Annotated in this window: 21 protein-coding genes; 10 read left to right on the top strand and 11 right to left on the bottom strand. The window is 65.1% G+C overall.

Features of this window, described 5'->3' with window-relative positions:
• Positions 1-17 precede the first annotated feature (17 nt).
• The 4 genes from M2332_RS06285 (at position 18) to M2332_RS06270 (ending at position 4,547) form a co-directional block, all read left to right on the top strand.
• A complete protein-coding gene (locus M2332_RS06285) occupies positions 18-857 on the top strand; it encodes a UDP-2,3-diacylglucosamine diphosphatase (protein ID WP_264573382.1) in 840 nt (279 codons plus the stop codon).
• Positions 854-1,912, top strand: coding sequence for a glycosyltransferase family 4 protein (locus tag M2332_RS06280; protein WP_264573381.1), 1,059 nt, complete (start codon positions 854-856; stop codon positions 1,910-1,912). Before M2332_RS06285 ends, M2332_RS06280 begins: the two co-directional genes overlap by 4 nt.
• Before the next feature lie 167 nt (positions 1,913-2,079).
• Positions 2,080-2,736 (top strand): DUF1013 domain-containing protein, encoded by a 657-nt coding sequence (locus tag M2332_RS06275; protein WP_181561486.1) that lies wholly within the window; start codon positions 2,080-2,082, stop codon positions 2,734-2,736.
• 125 nt (positions 2,737-2,861) lie between these two features.
• Positions 2,862-4,547, top strand: a complete 1,686-nt coding sequence (locus tag M2332_RS06270; RefSeq protein ID WP_264573380.1) for a long-chain-fatty-acid--CoA ligase — start codon at positions 2,862-2,864, stop codon at positions 4,545-4,547.
• Positions 4,548-4,648: 101 nt separating this feature from the next.
• Here M2332_RS06270 and M2332_RS06265 read toward each other — a convergent pair whose 3' ends face one another.
• Positions 4,649-4,843 (bottom strand): hypothetical protein, encoded by a 195-nt coding sequence (locus M2332_RS06265; RefSeq protein WP_264573379.1) that lies wholly within the window; start codon positions 4,841-4,843, stop codon positions 4,649-4,651.
• Between the two features lie 240 nt (positions 4,844-5,083).
• Between M2332_RS06265 and M2332_RS06260 the strand changes: the two genes are divergently transcribed.
• Both M2332_RS06260 and M2332_RS06255 read left to right on the top strand, forming a co-directional pair.
• Positions 5,084-5,266 carry a hypothetical protein gene (locus M2332_RS06260; protein WP_264573378.1) on the top strand — a complete coding sequence of 61 codons (183 nt, stop codon included), beginning with the start codon at positions 5,084-5,086 and terminating at the stop codon, positions 5,264-5,266.
• A gap of 73 nt (positions 5,267-5,339) precedes the next feature.
• The gene (locus M2332_RS06255) at positions 5,340-6,707 is read left to right on the top strand and encodes a PQQ-dependent sugar dehydrogenase (RefSeq protein ID WP_264573377.1); all 1,368 of its coding nucleotides are present in this window, start codon (positions 5,340-5,342) and stop codon (positions 6,705-6,707) included.
• 132 nt (positions 6,708-6,839) lie between these two features.
• Here the strand turns inward: M2332_RS06255 and M2332_RS06250 are convergent, their stop codons facing one another.
• Positions 6,840-7,661, bottom strand: a complete 822-nt coding sequence (locus M2332_RS06250; RefSeq protein WP_264574911.1) for an ATP-binding protein — start codon at positions 7,659-7,661, stop codon at positions 6,840-6,842.
• 164 nt (positions 7,662-7,825) lie between these two features.
• Between M2332_RS06250 and M2332_RS06245 the strand changes: the two genes are divergently transcribed.
• Together M2332_RS06245 and M2332_RS06240 are read left to right on the top strand one after the other, a co-directional pair.
• Positions 7,826-8,782 carry an L-threonylcarbamoyladenylate synthase gene (locus tag M2332_RS06245; protein ID WP_264573376.1) on the top strand — a complete coding sequence of 319 codons (957 nt, stop codon included), beginning with the start codon at positions 7,826-7,828 and terminating at the stop codon, positions 8,780-8,782.
• A gap of 369 nt (positions 8,783-9,151) precedes the next feature.
• Positions 9,152-10,942: a glycosyltransferase gene (locus tag M2332_RS06240; RefSeq protein ID WP_264573375.1), complete on the top strand. Its 1,791-nt coding sequence runs from the start codon at positions 9,152-9,154 to the stop codon at positions 10,940-10,942.
• 54 nt (positions 10,943-10,996) lie between these two features.
• Here M2332_RS06240 and M2332_RS06235 read toward each other — a convergent pair whose 3' ends face one another.
• The 5 genes from M2332_RS06235 to M2332_RS06215 form a co-directional block, all read right to left on the bottom strand.
• On the bottom strand, positions 10,997-11,218 hold the full coding sequence (locus M2332_RS06235) for a hypothetical protein (RefSeq protein WP_264571045.1): 222 nt from the start codon (positions 11,216-11,218) through the stop codon (positions 10,997-10,999).
• A gap of 97 nt (positions 11,219-11,315) precedes the next feature.
• Complete coding sequence (gene msrA / locus M2332_RS06230) at positions 11,316-11,846, bottom strand: peptide-methionine (S)-S-oxide reductase MsrA (RefSeq protein WP_264573374.1); 531 nt, start codon at positions 11,844-11,846, stop codon at positions 11,316-11,318.
• A 185-nt stretch (positions 11,847-12,031) separates the two neighbouring features.
• On the bottom strand, positions 12,032-12,958 hold the full coding sequence (gene argC, locus M2332_RS06225; RefSeq protein WP_264573373.1) for an N-acetyl-gamma-glutamyl-phosphate reductase: 927 nt from the start codon (positions 12,956-12,958) through the stop codon (positions 12,032-12,034).
• Positions 12,955-13,860 carry a C40 family peptidase gene (locus M2332_RS06220; RefSeq protein WP_264573372.1) on the bottom strand — a complete coding sequence of 302 codons (906 nt, stop codon included), beginning with the start codon at positions 13,858-13,860 and terminating at the stop codon, positions 12,955-12,957. Before M2332_RS06220 ends, argC begins: the two co-directional genes overlap by 4 nt.
• Before the next feature lie 91 nt (positions 13,861-13,951).
• A complete protein-coding gene (locus M2332_RS06215; RefSeq protein ID WP_264573371.1) occupies positions 13,952-15,352 on the bottom strand; it encodes a leucyl aminopeptidase family protein in 1,401 nt (466 codons plus the stop codon).
• Positions 15,353-15,435: 83 nt separating this feature from the next.
• On the opposite strand from M2332_RS06215, the gene M2332_RS06210 reads away from it, so the two are divergent.
• Positions 15,436-16,263, top strand: coding sequence for a DUF3298 and DUF4163 domain-containing protein (locus M2332_RS06210; protein WP_264573370.1), 828 nt, complete (start codon positions 15,436-15,438; stop codon positions 16,261-16,263).
• Between the two features lie 106 nt (positions 16,264-16,369).
• On the opposite strand, the gene rimO is transcribed toward M2332_RS06210, so the two are convergent.
• From rimO to serS, 4 genes are all read right to left on the bottom strand, one after another.
• Entirely contained in the window at positions 16,370-17,740 is a 1,371-nt protein-coding gene (rimO, locus tag M2332_RS06205) for a 30S ribosomal protein S12 methylthiotransferase RimO (protein ID WP_264573369.1), read from the bottom strand.
• A gap of 67 nt (positions 17,741-17,807) precedes the next feature.
• On the bottom strand, positions 17,808-18,866 hold the full coding sequence (locus tag M2332_RS06200; RefSeq protein ID WP_264573368.1) for a potassium channel family protein: 1,059 nt from the start codon (positions 18,864-18,866) through the stop codon (positions 17,808-17,810).
• A 106-nt stretch (positions 18,867-18,972) separates the two neighbouring features.
• Positions 18,973-19,746: a 5'/3'-nucleotidase SurE gene (surE, locus tag M2332_RS06195; RefSeq protein WP_264573367.1), complete on the bottom strand. Its 774-nt coding sequence runs from the start codon at positions 19,744-19,746 to the stop codon at positions 18,973-18,975.
• Positions 19,746-21,023 carry a serine--tRNA ligase gene (serS, locus tag M2332_RS06190; RefSeq protein ID WP_264573366.1) on the bottom strand — a complete coding sequence of 426 codons (1,278 nt, stop codon included), beginning with the start codon at positions 21,021-21,023 and terminating at the stop codon, positions 19,746-19,748. The genes surE and serS overlap by 1 nt, the downstream gene beginning before the upstream one ends.
• Before the next feature lie 262 nt (positions 21,024-21,285).
• Between serS and dksA the strand changes: the two genes are divergently transcribed.
• Complete coding sequence (gene dksA, locus M2332_RS06185) at positions 21,286-21,747, top strand: RNA polymerase-binding protein DksA (protein ID WP_181560338.1); 462 nt, start codon at positions 21,286-21,288, stop codon at positions 21,745-21,747.
• The last annotated feature ends 741 nt before the right edge of the window (positions 21,748-22,488 follow it).

Here is a 22,488-nt window from a genome sequence, read left to right as displayed (position 1 = left end):
CGGGGGTCGAGAAAGCCATGAACGCCATCAGCTCAATCGCGCAGGAGCGGGCTGTCCGCAGCGGTCATCCGCGCGCCCACTACCGCACGATCTGGATCAGCGACATCCATCTCGGCACCAAAGGGTGCAATGCGGAGATGTTGGTCGATTTTCTCGACAATGTGGACAGCGACACGCTGTACCTCGTTGGCGACATCGTCGATGGCTGGCAGCTCAAGAAGCGGGTCTACTGGCCGACCGCCCATAACGATGTGGTCTGGCGCGTGATGAAGCGGGCGCGGCGCGGCACGCGCGTCATCTATATCCCCGGCAATCATGACGAGATTTTTCGCCAGTTCACCGGCATGAGCTTTGGCGGCGTCGAGATCCGCCGCAAGATGATCCACACGACCGTAGAGGGCCGCAAGCTGCTGGTGCTGCATGGCGATGAGTTCGACACGGTCATGCTCGCCCATCGCTGGCTCGCCTTCGTGGGGGACGCCGCTTACACCGCGCTGATGGCGCTCAATCGCCGCGTCAATCAGGTCCGCCGCTGGCTGGGCCTGCCTTATTGGACGCTCTCGAAGATCGCCAAGCACAAGGTCAAGAATGCGGTGGCGTTCATCACGCGTTTCGAGGAGATCGTTGCGCATGAGGCGGGACGACGGCGTGTCAATGGCGTCGTCTGCGGGCACATCCACACGGCGGAAATCCGCCAGTTCGGCGAGATCACTTATTATAATGATGGCGACTGGGTGGAGGGATGCACGGCGCTTGTCGAGCATCATGATGGGCGGATGGAAATCCTGCACTGGGCCGAGGTGATGGCGGCACGCACCCTGAGCGCTGCCGCGGATGATCTGGAGGTCGCCGCTTGAGCGGTTATGGGCCTGCGAAGGCCGGCCGGCGCATCCTCATCGTCACCGATGCCTGGGCGCCCCAGGTCAATGGCGTCGTGCGAACGCTTCAGGCGGTCCGCGCAGAACTCATCGCCATGGGGCACACGGTCGAGGTGATCGCGCCCGATCGCTTTCACACGCTACCTTGCCCCACCTATCCAGAAATTCGGCTAGCGATGCCTGCGCCGGGAGCGATCGCCCGCATGATCGCGGCGTTCGGCCCGGATGCGATCCATCTCGCGACCGAAGGCCCACTGTGTCTGGCCGCGCGGCGCTGGTGCCTGCGGCATGACCGCCCGTTCACCACGGCGTTCCACACCAATTTCCCCGATTATGTCGAGCGGCGCACGGGCCTGTCGGCGGACTGGTTCTGGCCCTATTTCCGCTGGTTTCATGGGGCGGCGCAGGCGGTGCTCACGGCGACGCCGTCAGTGCGCGCCGAACTGCATCGCGCCGGCATCCGCCACACGCATCACTGGGGGCGCGGCGTCGATCTCACGCAATTCTCGCCGCTAGGGGATGGGCATCCCGCGCTTGCCGGCTTGCCGAGGCCAATCCTTCTTCACGTTGGCCGCGTCGCCGTGGAGAAGAATATCGAGGCCTTCCTTGCGCTCGATACGCCCGGCAGCAAGGTCGTGGTGGGCGATGGGCCTGCGCGCGCGTCGCTGGAGGCGCGACATCCTGCCGTTCATTTCCTCGGCATGTTGAGCGGCGAGGCGCTTGTCTCGGCCTATCGGGCTGCCGATGTCTTCGTCTTCCCCAGTCGCACCGACACCTTCGGGCTGGTGATGATCGAGGCACTGGCGTGTGGTACGCCCGTGGCGGCTTATCCGGTCACCGGCCCGGTCGACGTGCTGACAGCACAGACCGGCGCGATGGATGAGGATCTCGCGCGCGCCATGACGCAGGCGCTGGAGCTTTCTCCGTCGGCCTGCACGGCGCATGCGCGGGGCTTCACCTGGCGGCGCAGTGCAGAGCAGTTCCTCGAGAGCTTGCACTGGCTCGACGCCCCGGCGTTGGCACACGCGGCCTGAGCCCGTTGTACAGGCCGAACGGTCTTTCGCCCCCTTGGGCGCCGTGACGCGCGCGAGCGCTTGCCGATCCAGCCGGAATAGCTTATCTGTGCGACCATCGAGGCCATCCCGTGAGGGGTGGCCCTTCTATTTTGCACAGAAGGACTTGTCCCGTGGCACAGCCGCTCATGCCCCACGCCACAGCCAGCTGGCTGGTCGACAACACTGCGCTCAGCTTTGAGCAGATTGCGGAATTCTGCGGTTTGCACATTCTCGAGGTGCAGGCGATCGCGGACGATACCGCCGGCACGAAATATACCGGCCGCGATCCGGTTCGTGCGCATGAAATCTCGGTGGAGGAAATCCACAAGGGCGAGCAGAACCCCGATTACAAGCTGCAGATGCTCAAGGGGCCGGACCCGGTCCGCCGCACCAAGGGGCCGCGCTACACGCCGGTTTCCAAGCGTCAGGACAAGCCGGACGGCATCGCATGGATTCTGCGCCACCATCCCGAGGTTTCGGACGGCGCGATCGGCAAGCTGATCGGCACGACGCGCACGACCATCCAGGCGATCCGCGAGCGGACCCACTGGAACATCAGCAACATCCAGCCCAAGGATCCGGTGACGCTGGGCCTGTGCTCGCAGCGTGAGCTGGACGCGCTGGTGGCCAAGGCGGCCAAGAAGGCCGGCATCGAAGCGCCGACCGACAACCGTCTCGATGGCGACCGTGAGGCGCTGATCGCCGAACTGCGTCAGGAGCGCGAGGACGCACAGCGCCGCGCGTCTGAAACGATGCTGGCGGAGGAAGCCGCTTTGTTCGCGAGCCGCCCCCGCGAAGACTGATTTTGCGCCCCGATTCGGGGCGTTCGGGGTCGAATTTGCACTGTGATCGAAAGCATTCATCCGGGCGACGTAGCGTCGCCCGGCATGGCGTTGCCTTGCCACGCGGGATCGCATAGCCTCTCCGTATGGAGAGCGAAAAACCCGCCTGGCAGGACCATTATGATCACCCCGTTGCGTGGGCGCAGGACTTTGCCCCGCTATCGCTGCCGGAGATGCTGCGATCTGCCGTGGAGCAGGACGGCAGCCGCCCGATGCTTGATTTTTACGGGCGCAAGTTCAGCTATGCCGAGTGCTACCGCAATGCACGGCGCTTCGCGGCCGGGCTGATCGGCCTTGGCGTCCAGCCCGGCGATCGGGTCGGCCTCTACCTCCCCAACGTCCCGCACTACGTCGTGGCCTATTATGGCGCGATGATGGCCGGCGCCATCGCGGTCAATTTCTCGCCGCTTTATACGGTCGAGGAGCTGGCGCATCAGGCCGAGGACAGCGGGACGACCCTGCTGGTGACCATCTCCGCCAAACCCCTGTTTGGCAATGCCTGCGCCGTGCTGGATTGCTCCTGCATTGACCGGCTGGTGGTCGGCTCCGTCGCCGGTGGCCTGCCGCTGGGCAAATCGCTGCTCTACCGCCTGTTCAAGCGGTCGGCGGACGACCATGTCCCGTCCGATCCGCGCATTCTCTCGTTCGGATCGCTGCTGGGCGATGATCCCTCCAGTCTGCCGTCGATCGATCCGCTGCGTGACCTTGCCTTGCTGCAATATACCGGCGGCACCACCGGGCGGCCTAAAGGCGCGATGCTCACCCACCAGAACCTCTCGGCCAATGCGCGGCAGATCGACCTGCTCGATCCCTGGCATGCCCTTGAGGACCGCATTCTGGGTGCGCTGCCCTTCTTCCATGTGTTCGCCAACACTGCGGTGCTCAATCGCACGGTCGTTCGCGGTGGCGAGATCGTCATTCTTCCGCGGTTCGATGCGCGGCAGGTCATCGCGGCGATCCAGCGGACCCGCGTCACCTCGCTGCCCGGGGTGCCGACCATGTTCCAGGCTCTGCTGGACAGCCCCTATCTCGCCAAAGCGGACCTCTCTTCCCTGCGCGTCTGTATTTCCGGTGGCGCGCCGCTGCCACTGCCACTCAAGGAGCGGTTCATGGCGACCACCGGCGCGCGGCTGGTCGAAGGCTATGGGCTGACGGAGAGCAGCGGGGTCGTCTCGGCCAATCCCTATGATGGGCCGGGCAAGACCGGCTCGATCGGCCAGCCCATTCCCGGCACGCGCGTGCGCCTGCTTGACCGGGAAGACCCGTCCCGGCTTGCCCCGCCGGGGGAACCGGGTGAGATCGCCTTTGACGGCCCGCAAAGAATGCAAGGCTATTGGCAGAATCCGGATGCCGATCGGGAGGTCTTCGTCGATGGCTTCCTGCGCACCGGTGACGTCGGCACGATCGATGAAGACGGCTATTTCCGCGTGGTCGACCGCATCAAGGACATGATCGCGGTCGGTGGCTTCAAGGTCTTCCCCAGCCAGGTCGAGGACGTGCTGTATCGCCATCCCGCGGTTCGCGAGGCGCTCGTGATTGGCATTCCCGATGATTATCGCGGCGAGGTGCCCAAGGCGTTCGTGACCTTGCGGCCGGAGGTGGAGGACGACATCGACGGCGAGCGTCTCAAGGACTGGCTCAATCCGCAGCTCGGCAAGCATGAGCGCGTCTGCGCGGTCGAAATTCGTGAGAGCCTGCCGCGCACATTGGTCGGCAAGCTCTCGCGCAAGGAACTCGTCGCGGAAGAGCGGGCCAAGGCGGGACTTGTTTGAGGGTTTCTCTCCCGGCTCATCGTTAGGGGGGACTGAGGGATGAGCCGGGAGAGATGATAGCGGCAATTGCGGGGAGCCGCATCATTCCCTCAACGCGGCTGTCAATGGACGGTTCCCACGCAATGTTGGACCTGGAGAAGAAACAGGACGCGCTCCACCTCTCTCCAGTGGCAGAAGCGGATGTGGTTGCCGACATCGCGGCTGCGATCTGCGCGCTGGGCCGCTTCAACGCCCGCGTGATCGCCGAAAATGCGCATCAATGCGGTGGCGTCGTCGTAACTCCGACGGTCGACCATGATCGGAAGATGCATTCAAAATTCGGATCCCTTGCCCCCGCAAAATCAAGTCATTCTGGTCCAGCTGTATCCATTCACGGACCGTGCCAGCTTCGCCCTCTATCCGTGCCGGACGCCCCACGCTGCCTAAGCACGGCTTAACCAAGTCCCGCGCGGGAGCAATCTGTCCAGTTACGGCACGACGAAGACCGCCGGCTTGTTCGGCTGGCATCGCGGCGCGGGACATGGCATGGGCGTGACATGACCGATCCGAATTCTTCAGGCGACAAATCACCCATGGGCGGCGGTGCGCCGCTGGCTGGCCTCATTCTCCTTGGTACGATCGTCGGCATCGCGACCGGGCAGCCCTCGATCGGCATTCTGGCCGGGCTTGCGCTGGGGGTGATCGTGGCTGTCGCGATCTGGCTGAAGGGCCGGGGCTGATCCGCGCAGATAAGGGCGCGCATGGCCGCTCGGCTTGTTGCGTCAAGGCGGGCGCAGCCGTAAGATCGTCGCCATGAAAAAGATCATCCTGCTGACACTCGCCGCGCTGATCCTCATCGCGGGTGGCGTGTTCTATTATCTGTCGCGCCCCGATGTCGCGCGCCTGCCGGAAACCGCGCTCGAAGGGCGTGAGCCCGAGTTCACGCCGGCGCGCAAGCAGATCCTCCCCACCGTCATGATCGCCAAGCCAGTCGGCTGGGCCGATGGCGCCGCGCCGGTGGCCGCACGTGGTCTCGTCGTGCAGCGTTTTGCGGCCGGTCTCGATCACCCACGCCAGATGTTGCGCCTGCCCAATGGCGACATTCTGGTGGCGGAGACCAACAGCCCGCCCCGCAAAGCCGGCGGCATCCAGGATTGGATCATGGGCAAGCTGATCGGCTTTGCCGGCGCTGGTGGCGTGTCCGCCAATCGCATCACGCTGCTGCGCGATACCAATGGCGACGGCATTGCCGAGCAGCGGCATGTTCTGCTGGAAGGGCTGAACTCGCCCTATGGCATGGCGCTGATCGACGAGACGCTCTACGTCGCGAACACCGATAGCCTGATGGCCTTCCCCTACAAGCTGGGCGAAACGCGGATCAGCGTAGAAGGCCGCAAGGTCGCCAATCTTCCCGCCAATGCGCCCAATAATCACTGGACGCGCAGCCTTGCAGCGAGCCCGGACGGCAAACTCTATGTCGGCGTCGGCTCGAACAGCAATATCGCCGAGAACGGGCTGGACGCGGAGGATTATCGCGCCGCCATTCTGGAGATCGATCCGCGCAAGGGCGAGGCGAATATCTTCGCCAGCGGCCTGCGCAACCCCACCGATCTGGCGTGGAACCCGTGGACCGGCTCGCTCTGGGCGGTCGTCAACGAGCGGGACATGCTGGGCTCGGACCTGGTGCCGGATTACATGACCGACGTGGAATTCGCGGCCTTCTACGGCTGGCCGTGGAATTACTGGGGCGGCTATGTCGACCGGCGCGTGCAGCCGCAGCGCGATGATCTGCGCGAATATACCCGCCGCCCGGCCTTTGGTCTCGGCACGCACACGGCGCCACTGGGCCTGGCCTTCACGCCGGGGTCCGCGCTTGGCGCGCCGTTCAATCAGGGGGCCTTCGTGGCCCTGCATGGCAGTTGGAACCGCAAACCGCCCAGCGGCTACAAGGTTTCCTATGTCGCCTTTGACGATCGCGGCCGGCCGCAGGGCAAGCTTGTCGATCTTCTCACCGGCTTCCTCAACAAGGACGGGCAGGCGCAGGGTCGCCCGGTCGACGTGCTCGTGGCCGCCGATGGATCGGTGCTGGTCAGTGACGATGTCGGCGGGATCATCTGGCGTGTGAGCAATTCCGCAAGACCGGCCGCCGCGCCGACGCCGGAGCGCGCGCCCGCCTCCTGAGCCTTTCGCAGAATTGATTAAGCCCCGTGCTCCTGCGAAAGCAGGAGCCCAGGGAGCAGCCGAAGAGGAGACCCGCCCTAGACTCCTGCTTTCGCAGGAGCACAGTTTTCATCGTGGTCTCGGCACCATCGCTCAGCGGTCGAGCGTAATGCCCGCTCGCCCGGCCAGTTCCACCACATATTGCCAGGCGACCCGGCCTGAGCGGCTGCCGCGCTGGGTTGCCCACTGGATTGCGGCCAGTGGATCGACATCCAGTTCATAACGGGCGGCATAGCGGCGCACGATGGCGACATAGGCATCCTGATCGAGCGCATGGAAGCCGAGCGACAAGCCGAACCGATCCGAAAGGGCCATCCGGTCGTCCACGACGTCGCGGGGGTTGATCGGGTCATCCTGCTCGCCCATCGAGCGCGGCACGATGTGGCGCCGGTTGGATGTCGCATAGAGCCGCACATGGCTCCCGCGCGCACTGGCGCCACCCTGCAGCAGCGAGCGCAGCGCTCGCGCATCGGCGCCGAAGTCACCGTCGAAACCAAGGTCGTCGATATAGAGGACGATCGGCCGGCGCGCGGCGCGCAGCAGCGAGAACAGCGTTGCGAGGCTGCGCAGATCGTCCGTGGCGATCTCGACCATCGCGAGTGGAAGTCCTTCCTTCTGGACCTGGCCGACACAGGCGGCGACCGTGGCCGACTTGCCCGTGCCCCGCGCACCCCACAGCAGAATGTCGTGCGCCGCATGGCCCCGCGCGAGGCGACGGGTATTCTCAAGGCAAGCCTCTTTCTGCGCTTCGATGCCGGTCAGCAGGGCATAGTCGATCGGTTCGAAGCCCTCGATGGGCACCAGCGTCTTCCCATCCCATCGATAGGCCGGATGGGCCTCCAGATCCGGGGTGGCGGCGGCATTCGGCGCAAGCCGTTCGAGCGCGGCGGCGATCCGCGCGAGCGCATCGTCCATGGACGGTGTGGACATGGCATTTCCCTCGGTCATCATGGATTGAGCCGTGGCGGGCCGTTCCCGCGAGGTCAAGACGCGAAGGCCGGCGGCACCGGTCTCCGCCCTTTCGCCGCCACGCTATCATGCCGCTTCAATGTGTCACGCGGCGCGGCTATAGGCCGCACATGTCCCGCGCCACCCGGTCCCTCGAAACGCGTATTCGCGCCTATGACAGCGCCGGGCTGGCGGAAGCCGCCGCGCTGATCATGGCCGGCGAACCGGTCGCCGTGCCCACCGAGACGGTTTACGGTCTCGCCGCTGATGCGACCAACGATCTCGCCGTGGCGCGCATCTATGAGGCCAAGGGCCGCCCGTCCTTCAATCCCCTGATCGTCCATGTCAGCGATGTTGCGATGGCGCGCCAGCTGGTGTCGTTCAACGCCATGGCACAGGCGCTGGCCGAGGCATTCTGGCCAGGCGCGCTGACCATGGTCCTGCCGCGCCTGCCCGATAGTCCCGTCGCCGGGCTTGCCAGCGCCGGTCTTCCCACGCTGGCGGTGCGGCTGCCATCGCATCCGGCAATGCGCGCGCTCATCGGCGCGGCGGGCGTGCCGTTGGCCGCCCCCTCGGCCAATCGCTCCGGCGCGATCAGTCCGACCCGTGCCAGCCATGTGCTGGCCAGCCTCGGAGGGCGTATCCCGTTCATCCTCGATGCCGGGCCAGCCAGCGATGGCGTGGAATCGACCATCGTCGAGCCGCTCGACGATGCGATCATCCTGCTGCGGCCCGGCCCCGTGACCCCGGAGCGCCTGGAAGCGATCACCGGACGACCGGTGCGCGCACCCGCAGCCAGTGCAGGGATTACCGCGCCCGGCCAACTCGAAAGCCATTATGCGCCATCCAAACCCTTGATGCTCAACTGCACGGAGCCTGCGCCGGGCAGCTTCCACATCGGTTTTGGTCCGGGACCATCCCAGCGCAACCTCAGCCCGAGCGGTGATCTGGTCGAAGCCGCCGCGCATCTGTTCGCCGCTCTGCACGAAGCAGACGAGAGCGCAGCGGCGCGCATTTCGGTGGCGCCGATCCCGTCTGAAGGGCTCGGTCTTGCCATCAACGATCGTCTGCGTCGCGCGGCGGCGTGAGGTCGGCCTAGGCAGTGAGTCGGTCGAAAATATGCGGGGCGGGCGGGGGCGATCGACCGCTGGCCATCCTCGCGAATCTCGCAACTGTGGCAGGCAGCGGCGGCTCATGCACGGTTTGCCGCTGGCTGGTTTGCGGTTTTTGAAGAGTTCGTGAAGGCTCGATTGTCAAATCCATGCGTTATGCACGGACGCGGCAAATCCAGTTGGCGTGTCGGCAGTAAACGGAGGACTGAATAATTGATCGCCTTATCCAGAGTTGATCTCGATTCTTCGTTGATCTTCGTTGCATTTTTTACACTTGCGGCTGCACTTTTGACACTTCGTGCCGTTTCTGCGCCGCATCGTATTTCTCGGCCGGTTTCCGAGGAAGTGCACGAGTTTTTGGGCGCCTCGTTCGGCGCGCTTTTCGCCACGGCGCTGGTGACCTGGCAGATCGGCTCGGTCATCCCCATCTTCCTTGCCACGATCACGCTGGTCGCGATCGCGCGCTATTATCTCGTGCGGTTCAGCATGCCGGGCATCCTCTGGCTGACTGGCGCCGGGCTTGGCAGCGTGATGACGAGCCTATGGGGCACCTTGTTCATTCTCGAAGCCGGCCTGCCGCCGTTGCTGATGGTGCTGGCCTTCGCCGCGCTCGGGCTGACGCTGTTCGCCTTCCTCGCCAATCTCATCGCCAGCGTGGCGCGCGAAGCGGTGCTGACGCATGAGCGCTGGCGCCTGCCGGTGGCGATTCCGTCGTCAGATCCCGCAGCCGCGCATCTCAAGGTCTCGCTGCACCTCGCCTGCTATGCCGAACCGCCCGAGATCGTGATCGAGACGATGAACCGTCTCGCCGCGCAGGATTATGATAATTTCGAAGTGCTGGTCTGCGATAATAATACGAAGGACGAAGCTCTTTGGAGGCCCTTGGAAGCCCATTGCGCGCGCCTCAACGCGAAGCTCGGCAAGGAGTGCTTCCGTTTTTTCCACGTCGATCCGCTGCCCGGCGCCAAGGCCGGCGCGCTCAATTTCCTGCTCGAGCAGACCGCCTCAGATGCGCAGATCATCGGCGTGATCGACGCCGATTATTATTCCCGCAACGACTTCCTCTCGCGCTTGCTGCCGTTCTTCGCCGATCCGAAGCTCGGCTATATCCAGACGCCGCACGACTATCGTGACTATGAGGGCAATGACTATCTGAGCGCCTGCTATTGGGAATATATGCCGGTCAACAAGGTCGATTACCCCGGCGTGAGCGAATATGGCGGTGCCTTCACCATCGGTACGATGTGCCTGATGCGCGAGGATGCGCTGGTGAAAGCCGGCGGCTGGGCGGAATGGTGCCTCACGGAAGATTCGGAAGTCTCCGTGCGCCTGCGCAAGGTCGGCTATGAGGGCCTGTATTTCGGCGAGACCTTCGGGCGCGGGCTGATCCCCGAGACCTTCGACGATTACAAGAAGCAGCGCTTCCGGTGGACAGCGGGTCCGGTGCAGCAGCTGCGTCGTCACTGGCGTCTGTTCCTGCCGGCGCCCTTTGCCGCGCCGCTGCCAGGCTGGACAAAATTGCTGGAAGTCGTGCGCTGCCTCGCGCCTCTGCAGACGCTGGCCGCGCTCGTCGTCAGCGTGGGCGGCATGCTTGCCATGGTCGTTGGGCTGGCCATCGGCGCTATGGAGCCGGTCAAGGTGCCGTCCATCGCCGGTCTGCTGATGCTCATCGGTGCGGCGACATGGTGGGTGCGGCTCGTGCATCGCTATCGCCTGTCCGGCTGCTATGACACTGGCGCCATGGTGTGGGGCGAGATCGCCCGCGCCTCGCTCAGCTATGTCGTGCTGGTCGCAGGCATTGCCGGCCTCTCCAATCGCCCGCTCGCCTGGCGGCGCACGCCCAAGTTCGCCGGACTGGCCGACGAATCGCCTTTCGCGGCGACCCGGCCAGAGACGATCGCAGGGTGCGCGTCACTCGCCGTGGCAGTGCTGTGCCTGTTTGCCACCGGGCTGCTTGGCACGGGCGTCGCGCTCCTCAGCTTCATCGGCTTCGTGTCGCTGGCCCTGCGCTTCTTTTGTGCGCCGCTGATGGCGGCGACGGCCATTCGTGCCTCCCGCCCGGCGCCCCGGCCGTCTCGCCCGCGCTACATTCCGCGGGATGCGCGCGTCGCCGTCAGCCGCGTCTGGGAAAGCTGAGTTTTTGGAAATCGCGGGGGAGGGCGGCTAGTCCTGCCCTCCCGCCCTCCTGCCTCATTCGCAATAATAAGGGTCGTAGCGCGCCTTGCATTTGCGCCGAAGTTCGCGACCCCGTTCCCGATCCGCTTCGTCGCCGCTGACCGTTGCCCAGTCAGCCATTTTCGCACCGGCATCGACCGGCGCCTTGGCCACCTTATAGGCCGTGCGGGCGACGCAGCCCTGCAGGGTGAGCGGTCCAAGCACGCTCGCGGCGATTAGCAGGGCAGGTCGAACCATGGCAGCCTCTCCAATGTCCATCAGGGACAGGTGCCTTGTCTGAGCGGCTTCACGTCGTCGCGCAAGACTGCTGCGCCGGAATGGCCACCGTTTCCCCTCAGTTTCGCAGGCGGTCGGCGAAGCCCTTGCGCAGCTTCTGCAGCTTGGGTGGGATCACCGCCATGCAATAAGGGTTCCGGTCGCCAACCCGATCCCAATATTGCTGGTGATAATCCTCGGCTGGATACCAGGTGGCCAGCGGCTCGATCGTTGTGACGATAGGGCTCGGCCAGTCCGCCTGTGCCCGTTCCATGGCAGCGCGTGCCGCGGCCTCCTGCTCGGCATCATGGGGGAAGATCGCCGAGCGATATTGGGTGCCGATGTCATTTCCCTGCCGATTCATTGTCGTCGGGTCATGCGTGGCAAAGAAGATGTCGAGCAGATCGCCATAGCCGATCACGGCCGGATCATAAGTGATGCGGATTGCCTCGGCATGGCCCGTGCTGCCCGAGCAGACCTCCTCATAAGTGGGGTTGGGCTTACTGCCGCCGATATAGCCGCTCTCGACGGACTCGACGCCCGCGAGATTTTGATAGACCGCTTCTGTGCACCAGAAGCAGCCGCCGGCCAGCGTAGCAGTCGCGCTCATGAGGGGGCGTCCTTTCGAGGAGGGGTGTGTTGCCTCAAAGATAGGAAGTCGGTGGCGGGGTGCAAAGGGGTGCGCCCAGTCCACCTGCCGTTCGTGTCGAGCGAAGTCGAGACACGTCAAGCACAGTGGCAAAGTGTCTCGACTTCGCTCGATACGAACGGGAACGGAAATCCGCTGGCCGTTGCCTAAAGGCGCAGCCCCGTCGTCTCCGGCAGGCCCGCCATCAGGTTGAGGTTCTGCACGGCCGCACCGGATGCGCCCTTGCCGAGGTTGTCGAGCGCCGCGACCAGTCGGATCTGCGCGCTGCTTTCATCCGCAAAGACGAACAGGCGCATGATGTCCTTGTCCCGCAGCAACTCGATGGGGAGCGTCGCCGCCTCATAATCATCCGCCACGCTGATGATCGGCGAGCCTGCATAATGCTCGGCCAGCGCTGCGCGCATGGTGCCGGCATCCGCGCCACTGACCAACAGATCGCGATGCAGCGGGACGTCCACGATCATGCCGGAATAGACCGGCACGACAGCCGGCGCGAACAGCGGGCGATGCGTCAGGCCGCAGCGGGCCTGCATTTCGGGCACATGCTTGTGCCCAAGGCCGAGCGCATAGGTGCGGAAGGCACTCGGCGCGCCGTCAGTGCCTTCGTATTCAGCGATCATGGCCTTGCCGCCGCCAGAATAGCCTGAGGCGGCGTTGCATGTGAGCTGCGTCTCGGCGGGGATGATGCCGGCTTTCACCAGCGGCGCCACGAGCGCGATGAAGCCGGTCGAATAGCAGCCGGGATTGCTCACGAAGCGGGCTTTCGCGACGGTATCATGGCCGGAGATTTCCGGCATGCCATACACCCAGCCATCGGCCACGCGATGCGCCGTCGAGGCGTCGATCACCCGCGTGCGATCATTGGCGATCATCTGCACGGACTGGCGCGCAGCATCGTCCGGCAGGCAGAGGATGACGATATCGGCGGTGTTGATCGCCTCGGCGCGCGCGCCATCGTCCTTGCGGGCGGCATCGCCCAGCGTAATGAGATCGAATTCGCTGCGCCCCTCCAGCCGGTCCCGGATCTGGATGCCGGTGGTGCCGGCGGCGCCATCAATGAAAATCTTTGTCATGTCGTAATCCTGCGCCGGCCTGTCACCGGCTGCTCATGCGTGTCGCGGAGCCGCGCGACGACATCGTTCAGCGGCTCGATGGTCACGGCCATCGCGTGGGCATTGGCATGGATCAGGCGCTCGCCATCCACCATCAGCCCCACATGGCCGGGGAAGAAGATGATGTCGCCTCGTCGGAGCGCCGCATTGTCGCCCAGCGCCTCGCCGACGGCCTCGGCCTGCTGGTCGGTGTCGCGCGGTGCGTTTATCCCACAGGCAGCCAGAGCGATCTGCGCCAGCCCCGAGCAATCGAGCCCAAGGCCCCGGCCACCCCATATATAGGGCGCGCCCAAGTGGCGCTCCGCGACGGCAACCCAGTCGCTCTCGACATCCGCGAGGGTGCGGACGTGCCGCTGATGAACGAACCCGGCATCGATGGCGAGAAAATCGCCCTGCGCCGTACCGGCCAGTTTGGCACCGGCGGGCAGGAGCATCTGCACCGGTGACTTGATATCGGCCGCCGCGAACACCGGCGCGAGGCCGCGTGCGACATGGCTGGCCTCGACAGGTTCGCCCAGCGCGTCCAGCGGCACATAGCCGACATAATGGTCATGGCCGCAATAGCCCCAGGCCCAGCCGGCGCGGGCATCGAGCATGTGAAAGCTCTCGCCATAGAGCAGCTCGCTCACGGCGCTTGCGGCGACGTCCGGTGCGGCGCGCAGCATCGTGGCGGCTACAACGCAGCTGCGCGGCACCGGCGCGGCATAATGCGGCGCGAAATACAGATCGGCGAGGGCCACATCGGCCAGATCGGGCCGGATCGCGCGCACGCGCGGATCGTAGCTGCGGGATGTCCCGTCCAGCTTCACGCTCTTGCGTTCGGGCGACGACGCCACGCTAGTCCCGGCGATGGTCTGTTTCATCGGCGCCCCCTGCGGCAAAACAGGCCGAAAGGTCAAGGGATACCCGACCGCAACGGTGCATCCCGGCCCCCGGCGCAGACGCCCCGATCGCTCAATCCCCCGACTGTCCGTAGCGCTTTTGCAGCATGGCAAAGGTCGCGCGCAGGCCGAGGGCCTCGCCCCCCTTGGGTCGGCCCGGTTTGGCGGTCGGCCGCCAGGCGAAGGTATCGAAATGCACCCACAGGGTCTTGTCCGGCACGAAGCGCTGGAGGAACAGCGCCGCCGTCGAGGCGCCGGCAAACGGCGTTTCGCCACTGTTGGAGAGGTCCGCAATGTCGCTCTTGAACAGGTCGTTGTAGGGCGCCCAAAGGGGCAGGCGCCAGAGGGGATCATCCACGTCGCTGCCACAGCTGGCCAGCGTGGCCGCCAGCGCATCATCATTGGTGAAGAGCGCAGGCAGGTCCGGGCCGAGCGCGACCCGGGCCGCACCGGTCAGCGTGGCGAAGTCGATGATGAGTTCGGGCTTGTCTTCCCCGGCCCGCGTCAGCGCGTCGCCGAGCACCAGCCGTCCCTCCGCATCGGTATTGCCGATCTCCACGGTCAGGCCCTTGCGGCTGCGCAGCACATCGCCGGGGCGGAAGGCATTGCCAGCGATGGCGTTCTCGGCGACCGGCAGTAGCAGGTGCAAGCGCACCGGCAGGCCCGCACCCATCACCAGATCCGCCAGGGCCAGCGCATGGGCCGCGCCGCCCATGTCCTTCTTCATCAGGCGCATTCCGGAGGCCGGCTTGATATCGAGCCCACCGGTATCGAAGGTAATGCCCTTGCCGACCAGCGCGACGCGGGGATGCTCCTCGCGGCCCCAGACCAGCTCGATCAGCCGGGGCGCATTGGCCCGGTCCGCCGCGCGGCCGACGGCGTGGATCATCGGATAGCCCGATTCGAGCGCATCGCCCCGCGTCACGGTCATGGTCGCGCCATGGCGCTCGGTGACCGCGCGCGCCTGCGCCTCGATCTCGTCCGGCCCCATCTCGGCCGTCGGCGTATTGACCATATCGCGCACAAGCGCCGTCGCGCGGGCCTGCGCGGCCGCACCGTCAATGGCGCTGGGCTGGCCGGTGAGCAGAACGCATGGTCCGTTGGCCGCCGGCTTCGCCTTGTAGCGCTCGAAGCGATATTGCGCCGTCATCCAGCCGAAGATGGCCGGGCCCGGCTCCCGCTCGGCCAGGCGATAGGTTCCCGCGGGCAGCACGCCCGGCAGTTTGGCGAGGCACCAGCTGGAGAGCGAGTCGACTTTGGCGACATATGTCACCACGCTCCAACCATCGGGCTTTTCCCCGGGCATGATGGCGTGGGCATAGGCCTTTGGCTGGTAATTCTGCGCCACGAGCGCGGCGCGTTCCCGCTCGGTCCGTCCGGCGAGCCATTGCTCATGGCTGGCGGCATCGATGAGATGGATGAGATGGGCGGTCTGGCCCGTGTCGGGGCGCACGAGATCGGCTGGGTCCGTCATAATGCAGGGTTAGAGTGCGCAAGGGGCCTCGGCAAGCGCCGGCTGATCCGTTAGGCTCGCCCCATTCGTGAAAGGATTGCCCCATGGCCCCCATCAAGACCGCCACTCTGCTCAGCCTTTGCATCGCGCTGGCCGCCTGCGGCAATGAGACCGTCGCCAACAATATGCAGGCGCCGGTCGAGAATGCGGTTAACGCAGCCGAGCCCGCCAATGCGATGCAGGCCAATGCGGTGGGGGGCAAGTCGGTGGCGTTCACCAAGGGCGAATCTGAATTTCGCGTCAGCTGGCCCGCCGCGGCGGCGGCCATCGCCCCGCTCGATGCCATGCTGCAGGAGAGCGCGGAGAAGCAGCGCAAGGAAACGGAGGACGGCATCCGGGCAGAAGAAGCCTCCGCGAAGGAAGCCGGCTATCCCTTCCGTGGCTATAGCTACACCGAGGACTGGTCCGTGGCGGCCGACGTGCCGACGCTGCTCGTTCTGCGCAGCGAAGGCTATAGCTATACGGGCGGCGCCCACGGCATGCCACTGGTCAAGGTTCTCTACTGGGACAAGGCCGGGAATAAGGCGCTGGAAGCCAGCGACCTGTTCGACATTGCTGCGCTAGGCCGCGCCGTTAAAGACCGCTTCTGCGGGGCTTTGGACGCCGAGCGCGCCAAGCGGCGCGGAGAGCCCGTCGGCAGCGGGGAGGGCAGCCCGATCCCCGAATTCGACCAATGTGTCGATCCAACCAAGCAGACGATCATTGCCGCGACCTCAGGTGGCGGCGCGCTCAACCGCCTTCACTTCGTGATCATGCCTTATGAGGCCGGGCCCTATGCGGAAGGGATCTACGAGATCGAAGTGCCGGTGGATGCGGCCGTGCTGGGCGCGGTGAAACCGGCCTGGAAGGGGGCCTTCGCGGCGGCGCAGTAACCTTCAGAACCACCTTCCGTTCGTGTCGAGCGAAGTCGAGACACGATAAACCAGCGCCGGCGTGTCTCGACTTCGCTCAACACGAACGGGAGGCTGGAAAGCTTGGTCAGACCGAAATCGGCACGCCAAACAGGTCGTGCTCATCCGCATCCTCAATCTCGACCGAGACGAAATCACCCGCCGACAGCCCCGGATCCACATCGCGCAGATAGACATGCCCGTCGATCTCCGGCGCGTCAGCCTGGCTGCGGCCGGTCGCCCCGACGTTGCCGTCCTCATCCGGTTCGCCAACCTCGTCGATAATCACAGGCAACGTGCGGCCGATCTTGGTCGCCAGCTTCGCTGCTGAAATCCGCGCGCAGGCGTCCATGATCCGCTGGAAGCGCTCTTCCTTCACGTCGTCTGGCACATGGTCAGGCAGGGCATTGGCCTGCGCGCCTTCCACCGGCTCGAAGCGGAAGGCGCCGACGCGGTCGAGCCGCGCTTCCTCCAGCCAGTCGAGCAGATACTGGAAGTCCGCTTCCGTCTCGCCGGGGAAGCCGACGACGAAGCTGGAGCGGATTGCGATATCGGGGCAGATTTCCCGCCAGCCGCGCAGGCGCTCCAGCACCTTCGCCTCGTTGGCGGGGCGCTTCATGGCGCGCAGCACATTGGGCGCGGCGTGCTGGAAGGGGATGTCGAGATAGGGCGTCAGCAACCCTTCCGCCATCAGCGGGATCACCGCGTCGACATGCGGATAGGGGTAGACATAATGCAGCCGCACCCAGGGCTGCTCGCCCTGTGGCGTGCGCAGGCCGCCGAGTGCGCGGGCAAGGTCGGTCATATGGGTGCGCACCGGTTCGCCCTTCCACAGCCGCTCCTCATGGCGCACGTCCACGCCATAAGCAGAGGTGTCCTGGCTGATGATCAGCAGTTCCTTCGTGCCCGCCGCGACCAGCTTCTCCGCCTCGCGCAGCACCGCATCGATCCGCCGGCTGGCGAGCTTCCCGCGCAGGTCGGGGATGATGCAGAAGGCGCAGCTGTGGTTGCAGCCCTCGCTGATCTTCACATAGCCATAATGGCGCGGGGTGAGCTTGAGGCCGCCCTCGGGCACCAGATCGACAAAAGCATTGGGGACGGGCGGCGCGGCATCGTGCACCGCATTGACCACATCCTCATATTGATGCGCACCGGTGATCGCCAGCACCTGCGGGAAGCGGGCGCGGATCAGCTCGGCCTCATTGCCCATGCAGCCGGTCACGATCACGCGACCGTTCTCGGCAATGGCCTCGCCAATTGCCTCGAGGCTTTCTTCCTTGGCGCTGTCGAGGAAGCCGCAGGTATTCACCAGCACCACGTCCGCGCCATCATAGTCCGGGGACAAGGCGTAACCATCGCTCCTCAGCTTGGTGAGGATACGTTCTGAATCGACCAGCGCCTTGGGGCAGCCGAGCGAGACCATGCCCACCTTGGGCGCGTCGGGAATTTTCAATGCCATGATTGCGCGCGCATATAGGGCGCCGGCAAGCAAAAGGCGAGTCGTCCCGCGCGGTCCATCTGCGCCGTTACGCCGGGCTAGGGCTGGGCGGTGTTTCGCCGTCGTTGGGAATGATCTCGATGATCATGTCACCAGCATAGAGCATCGCGGCCTCTGGCTCCCAGAAACCATAAGCGCGCCCGGCCCGGTAGAGCCGCACGCCCAGGCCGGTCTGGATCGCGCTCAGCGGTTCGCCCACCTCGGCCTGCGTGACGCGGCGCTCGCGCAGCTGCACGCGCCCGCCCGATGCGGCAAGATCGGCCATATAATCGGCGATATGAGCGCCTTGGCACGAACCGGCGAGCAGCAGTCCGGCGAAACTGACCGGATTGATGACCGTCGTCGCACCCGCCTGGCGGGCCAGCGACTCATTATCCGGCGCCCGCACGACGACACTCAACGGAATATCGGGCGCGAGGTGGCGAGCCGTCAGCGTCACGAGGATCGAGGTGTCGTCGCGTCCGGCCGAGACGATCATGGCCTGCGCTTCTTGAACGCGCACGTCCATCAAAGTCTGGTCGCGCGTCGCATCCCCTTTCAGGATGTTGCAGCCAGCAGCCTCGGCCAGCGCCAGTGATTCGTCGCTGCGCTCGATGACGACGATGCAGCGTGGGTCGGTGCCGCGCGCCACCAGCTCCCGCACCGCCTCGGAACCGCTCGTGCCGAAGCCGGCGACGATGATGTGGTTGGTGAGGGACTTCTGGATCTGCGACATGCGCCACCTGTGCCAAACATTGCGGAAAACGAACTGATAGGCCGTGCCAAGAAAGATCAGCCAGACGAAGATGCGCGCCGGGGTAACGAAGATGCTCTCGAACAGCCGGGTGCGGTCCGTGACCGGCACGATGTCGCCATAGCCCACGGTGGTGACCGTCACGGCGGTGAAGTAGACGACATCGCCAAAGCTGACCTCCCCGTCGAGATTGTCGCGCAGCCCGTCCCGCTCGAACCAGTGAACCATCAGAACGAAGGTCGCGAGGATCAGAATCGCGCCCACCCGCCAGGCGAGGTCGGCCCAGACCGGCAGGGACGAGCGCCGTCGCAAAAAGGCGCGCGGCGGCACGCGGGGATCGTCGCGCTGGAACATCACCGGCCTTGTGCCAGCGGGGAGGGCAGGGTGCAAGGCGAGGTGGGGAAAGCGGAAGCGCTGGCGCGTTCAACCTTCTCCCCTCCTCCTCAGAGGATTACTGCCGTTATTCGACGACCCCCGCCAGCCCCGCTTCCAGCGCCGTCAGCAATTCATAGTGCGTCAGGTCGTAATGCAGCGGCGTCACCGATACATAACCCTCCGCCACCGCCGCGAGGTCGCTCGCTTCCGGTGCTGAGTCGCTGTGGTGCAGGCCGAACCAGAAATAATCATAACCGCGCGGATCGGTGCCTGGCACGATGCGGGTGCGGTCGATGTCGTAGAAGCCCTGGCGCGCGACCTTGATGCCCTTGATCGCGCTGGCGGGCAGGGCCGGGAAGTTCACGTTGATGAGTGTGCGTTCCAGCGCATCCTGCTTGAGCAGCGCGCGGACCACCCGCTCGCCCCAGGCCTCGGCCGCCTCGAACGGAATGCTGTCGCCCAGCCCCTCGCGCGAGTAGACCTGGCTCAGCGCGATCGAGCGCACGCCGGAGATCGCGCCTTCCATCGCCGCCGAGACGGTGCCGGAATAGGTCACGTCCTCGCCCAGATTGGCGCCGCGATTGACGCCGGAGAGCAGCAGGTCGGGCTTCTGGTCCTTCATCAGATGCCCTACCGCCATCATCACCGCATCGGTGGGTGTGCCGGAGACGCTGTAATGCTTCTCACCATGCTGGCGCAGGCGCAGCGGGCGGGAGAGTGTCAGGCTATGCCCGGCGCCCGATTGCTCCTCCATCGGTGCGACGATCCAGATGTCGTCTGAGAAGCAGCGGGCGATCTTTTCCAGCACCTTGAGGCCGGGCGCGTTTACGCCGTCATCATTGGTGAGCAGAATGCGCATCAGGCGGGCGCCAGCGTCGTGAGGCCACCGGTATAGGGTAGCAACGCCTCGGGCACGGTCACGCTGCCGTCGGCGTTCTGGTAATTCTCCAGCACCGCCACCAGTGTCCGCCCTACGGCGAGACCCGATCCGTTGAGCGTGTGCAGGAAGCGCGTGCCCTTCTCGCCCTCGGGCCGGTAGCGCGCATTCATGCGCCGCGCCTGGAAGTCGCCGCAGGTCGAGACGGAGCTGATCTCGCGATAGGTCTGCTGGCTGGGCAGCCAGACTTCGAGATCGAAGGTCTTGGTCGCGGAAAAGCCCATGTCCCCGGCGCAGAGCAGCATCCGGCGATAGGGCAGGCCGAGCGCCTCAAGAATGCCCTCGGCGGATTTCAGCATATGCTCATGCTCCGCCGCCGCCTGATCGGGCGTGCAGATCGCCACCAGCTCGACCTTCTCGAACTGATGCTGACGAATGAACCCACGCGTATCGCGCCCCGCCGATCCCGCCTCCGAGCGGAAGCAGGGCGTGAGCGCCGTGAACCGCATCGGCAGCGCGGCCTCGGTCAAAATCTGCTCGCGCACGAGGTTGGTTAGGCTCACCTCGGCGGTCGGGATCAGCCAGTGGCCGGTGGTGGTGCGGAAGAGGTCTTCGGCGAACTTGGGCAACTGCCCGGTGCCGAACACCGCCTCATCGCGTACCAGCAGCGGCGGATTGACCTCGGTATAGCCATTGGCCTCCGTCTGCCGGTCGAGCATGAACTGCGCCAGCGCCCGGTGGAGGCGCGCCATCTGCCCCCGCAGCGCCGCAAAGCGCGCGCCGGACATGGCAGCCGCACCCTCGAAATCGAGGCCGAGCGCGGGACCGAAATCGGCATGGTCCTGCGGCGTGAAGTCGAAGCTGCGCGGCGTGCCCCAGCGATGCACTTCCACATTGCCAGTCTCGTCGACGCCATCGGGCACGTCTGCGGCGGGCAGATTGGGAATGGCGGCAAGACGGCTCTGCACGGCCTCCGCCAGCGTCTTCTCCTGCGCCTCCAGCTCGGGCAGGCTGGTCTTGAGGGTCGCGACCTCGCCCTTCAGCGCCTCGGCTGTCTCCTTGTCGCCCTTCGCCATCGCCTGGCCGATGGCCTTGCTGGCCTCATTGCGGCGCGCGAGGCCTTCCTGCACCTGCGTCGCGACGGCGCGCCAGCGCGTGTCCTCCTCGCCGATGGAGGCGGCGACCGGCTCCATGCCACGGCGGGCGAGGGCGGCGTCGAAGGCGGCGGGATTGTCCCGAATGGCTTTGATATCATGCATGGCGCACCGCCTATGCCCCGCGCGCCATGGCCGATCAAGCGGCCAGCGATCTCCCAGTGATGGGGACGCGACCGGCACCGCCACCAAAGCCTGGCGAGGGCGGCGATAATCGGCTCGTTCGGCCGCCGTTTCATGGCGGATTCGGCCGTTGTTCAGTCATCGTTCAATGCGCTGGAAACAGTGCTTGTTTCACTCTCGGCTGCGCTCTATAGGCGCCGCGAGAGCGCCGGAAATCGGCGACTTGATCGACGCGGAGAAGTGAATGGCCTCGCTTGCAGATTCGTCGGATAAAAACGGCTCGAAAGGCTCGGGGATCGATCTTCCCGAAGGCTATCGGCCTTCCGCAGACGAAGAGTTTATGGGGCCGCTGCAGCTGGAATATTTCCGCCGCAGGTTGCTCGATTGGAAAAAGCAGATTCTCGCTGAGGCAGAGGGCACGCTCGCCACGCTGCAGAGCGAACCGCTGCGCGAGCCCGATCTCAACGATCGCGCCTCTAGCGAAACGGACTGGTCCATCGAGCTGCGCACCCGCGATCGGCAGCGCAAGCTCATCTCGAAGATCGATGCCGCGTTGCGCCGCATCGACGATGGCGAATATGGCTATTGCGAAGTGACCGGCGAGCCCATCTCGCTCGGTCGCCTCGAAGCCCGCCCCATCGCGACCATGACCGTTGAGGCGCAGGAGCGCCACGAACGGCAGGAAAAAGTCTCTCGCGACGATTGATCATACGACTAGCGGCTCTGCTCCCGATAGCTTGCATGTCTGCGCAGGGCGCGCCGCCGATGAGCGGCGTTCTGGCCGCTCGCCTTCCTGACTGATCGACTAGCATTGATTGCGCGTGCGCGGTTCAGTGCTCGCGGGCTTTCTGTTCTCTCGCGAGGCTGTCAACGGTGCCGGGCTGCCGCCTTCGCTCGGGGGGCATCCTTGTGCCCTACCCGCGCACTCAAAGCCGCTTACGGAAGGCAGCCTGCCCAATGACAGCAAGACACTGCTGCCTCGATAGTCCCGCGCAATGTTCAGAGTCCCGCGCAATGTTCAGAAACGAAAAAGCGGAGGAGAGCTGCTTCTAAGCGCTCGATCCTCCGCTTTGTCCCGTCGCCCGTGCCGGTCTTCCCGGCGGCTCCCTCTCCGAAGTAATCTTGTAAGAGCGATGGAGACGGGCCTGCCTAATGCAGTTTTATACAAAAAAAAAGGGCCGACCTCGTGAGAGATCGGCCCCTTGAGTCTTAGGAGAGGATGCCTGAAAGGCAGTTTCTAAATAGCACATCCGCTTTTTGCTGCAAGTGCGAAAAACGAAACTCGCTGATGCAAAAATGTAATTTGCGTATACAGCGTTGATATAAAAGAGAAAAAATTTTGTCCGAAGAGGAAACCTTCTTCATCCCTCTCGCTGCAGAGTTTTATCTCGCGCGCGCGAGAGGTGACGGAATCAACCGGCGATCGCCTCAAAGAAGCGAAAAAAAT

It is taken from the genome of Sphingobium sp. B11D3A, from assembly GCF_025961695.1.
Classification (GTDB): Bacteria; Pseudomonadota; Alphaproteobacteria; order Sphingomonadales; family Sphingomonadaceae; genus Sphingobium.
The sequence above is the reverse complement of the archived record's forward strand: the minus strand, read 5'-3'. Positions and strand labels throughout refer to the sequence as shown.

Coding starts and splice junctions, on each gene's coding strand:
- serS (WP_264573366.1), bottom strand. CDS start 21,023: ATGCATGATATCAAAGCCATTCGGGACAATCCCGCCGCCTTCGACGCC.
- M2332_RS06255 (WP_264573377.1), top strand. CDS start 5,340: ATGAAAAAGATCATCCTGCTGACACTCGCCGCGCTGATCCTCATCGCG.
- M2332_RS06265 (WP_264573379.1), bottom strand. CDS start 4,843: ATGGTCGACCGTCGGAGTTACGACGACGCCACCGCATTGATGCGCATT.
- M2332_RS06200 (WP_264573368.1), bottom strand. CDS start 18,866: ATGTTCCAGCGCGACGATCCCCGCGTGCCGCCGCGCGCCTTTTTGCGA.
- M2332_RS06260 (WP_264573378.1), top strand. CDS start 5,084: ATGACCGATCCGAATTCTTCAGGCGACAAATCACCCATGGGCGGCGGT.
- M2332_RS06250 (WP_264574911.1), bottom strand. CDS start 7,661: ATGGACGATGCGCTCGCGCGGATCGCCGCCGCGCTCGAACGGCTTGCG.
- M2332_RS06210 (WP_264573370.1), top strand. CDS start 15,436: ATGGCCCCCATCAAGACCGCCACTCTGCTCAGCCTTTGCATCGCGCTG.
- M2332_RS06275 (WP_181561486.1), top strand. CDS start 2,080: ATGCCCCACGCCACAGCCAGCTGGCTGGTCGACAACACTGCGCTCAGC.
- M2332_RS06215 (WP_264573371.1), bottom strand. CDS start 15,352: ATGACGGACCCAGCCGATCTCGTGCGCCCCGACACGGGCCAGACCGCC.
- argC (WP_264573373.1), bottom strand. CDS start 12,958: ATGACAAAGATTTTCATTGATGGCGCCGCCGGCACCACCGGCATCCAG.
- surE (WP_264573367.1), bottom strand. CDS start 19,746: ATGCGCATTCTGCTCACCAATGATGACGGCGTAAACGCGCCCGGCCTC.
- M2332_RS06285 (WP_264573382.1), top strand. CDS start 18: ATGAACGCCATCAGCTCAATCGCGCAGGAGCGGGCTGTCCGCAGCGGT.
- rimO (WP_264573369.1), bottom strand. CDS start 17,740: ATGGCATTGAAAATTCCCGACGCGCCCAAGGTGGGCATGGTCTCGCTC.
- M2332_RS06220 (WP_264573372.1), bottom strand. CDS start 13,860: ATGAAACAGACCATCGCCGGGACTAGCGTGGCGTCGTCGCCCGAACGC.
- M2332_RS06270 (WP_264573380.1), top strand. CDS start 2,862: ATGGAGAGCGAAAAACCCGCCTGGCAGGACCATTATGATCACCCCGTT.
- dksA (WP_181560338.1), top strand. CDS start 21,286: ATGGCCTCGCTTGCAGATTCGTCGGATAAAAACGGCTCGAAAGGCTCG.
- M2332_RS06245 (WP_264573376.1), top strand. CDS start 7,826: ATGTCCCGCGCCACCCGGTCCCTCGAAACGCGTATTCGCGCCTATGAC.
- M2332_RS06235 (WP_264571045.1), bottom strand. CDS start 11,218: ATGGTTCGACCTGCCCTGCTAATCGCCGCGAGCGTGCTTGGACCGCTC.
- msrA (WP_264573374.1), bottom strand. CDS start 11,846: ATGAGCGCGACTGCTACGCTGGCCGGCGGCTGCTTCTGGTGCACAGAA.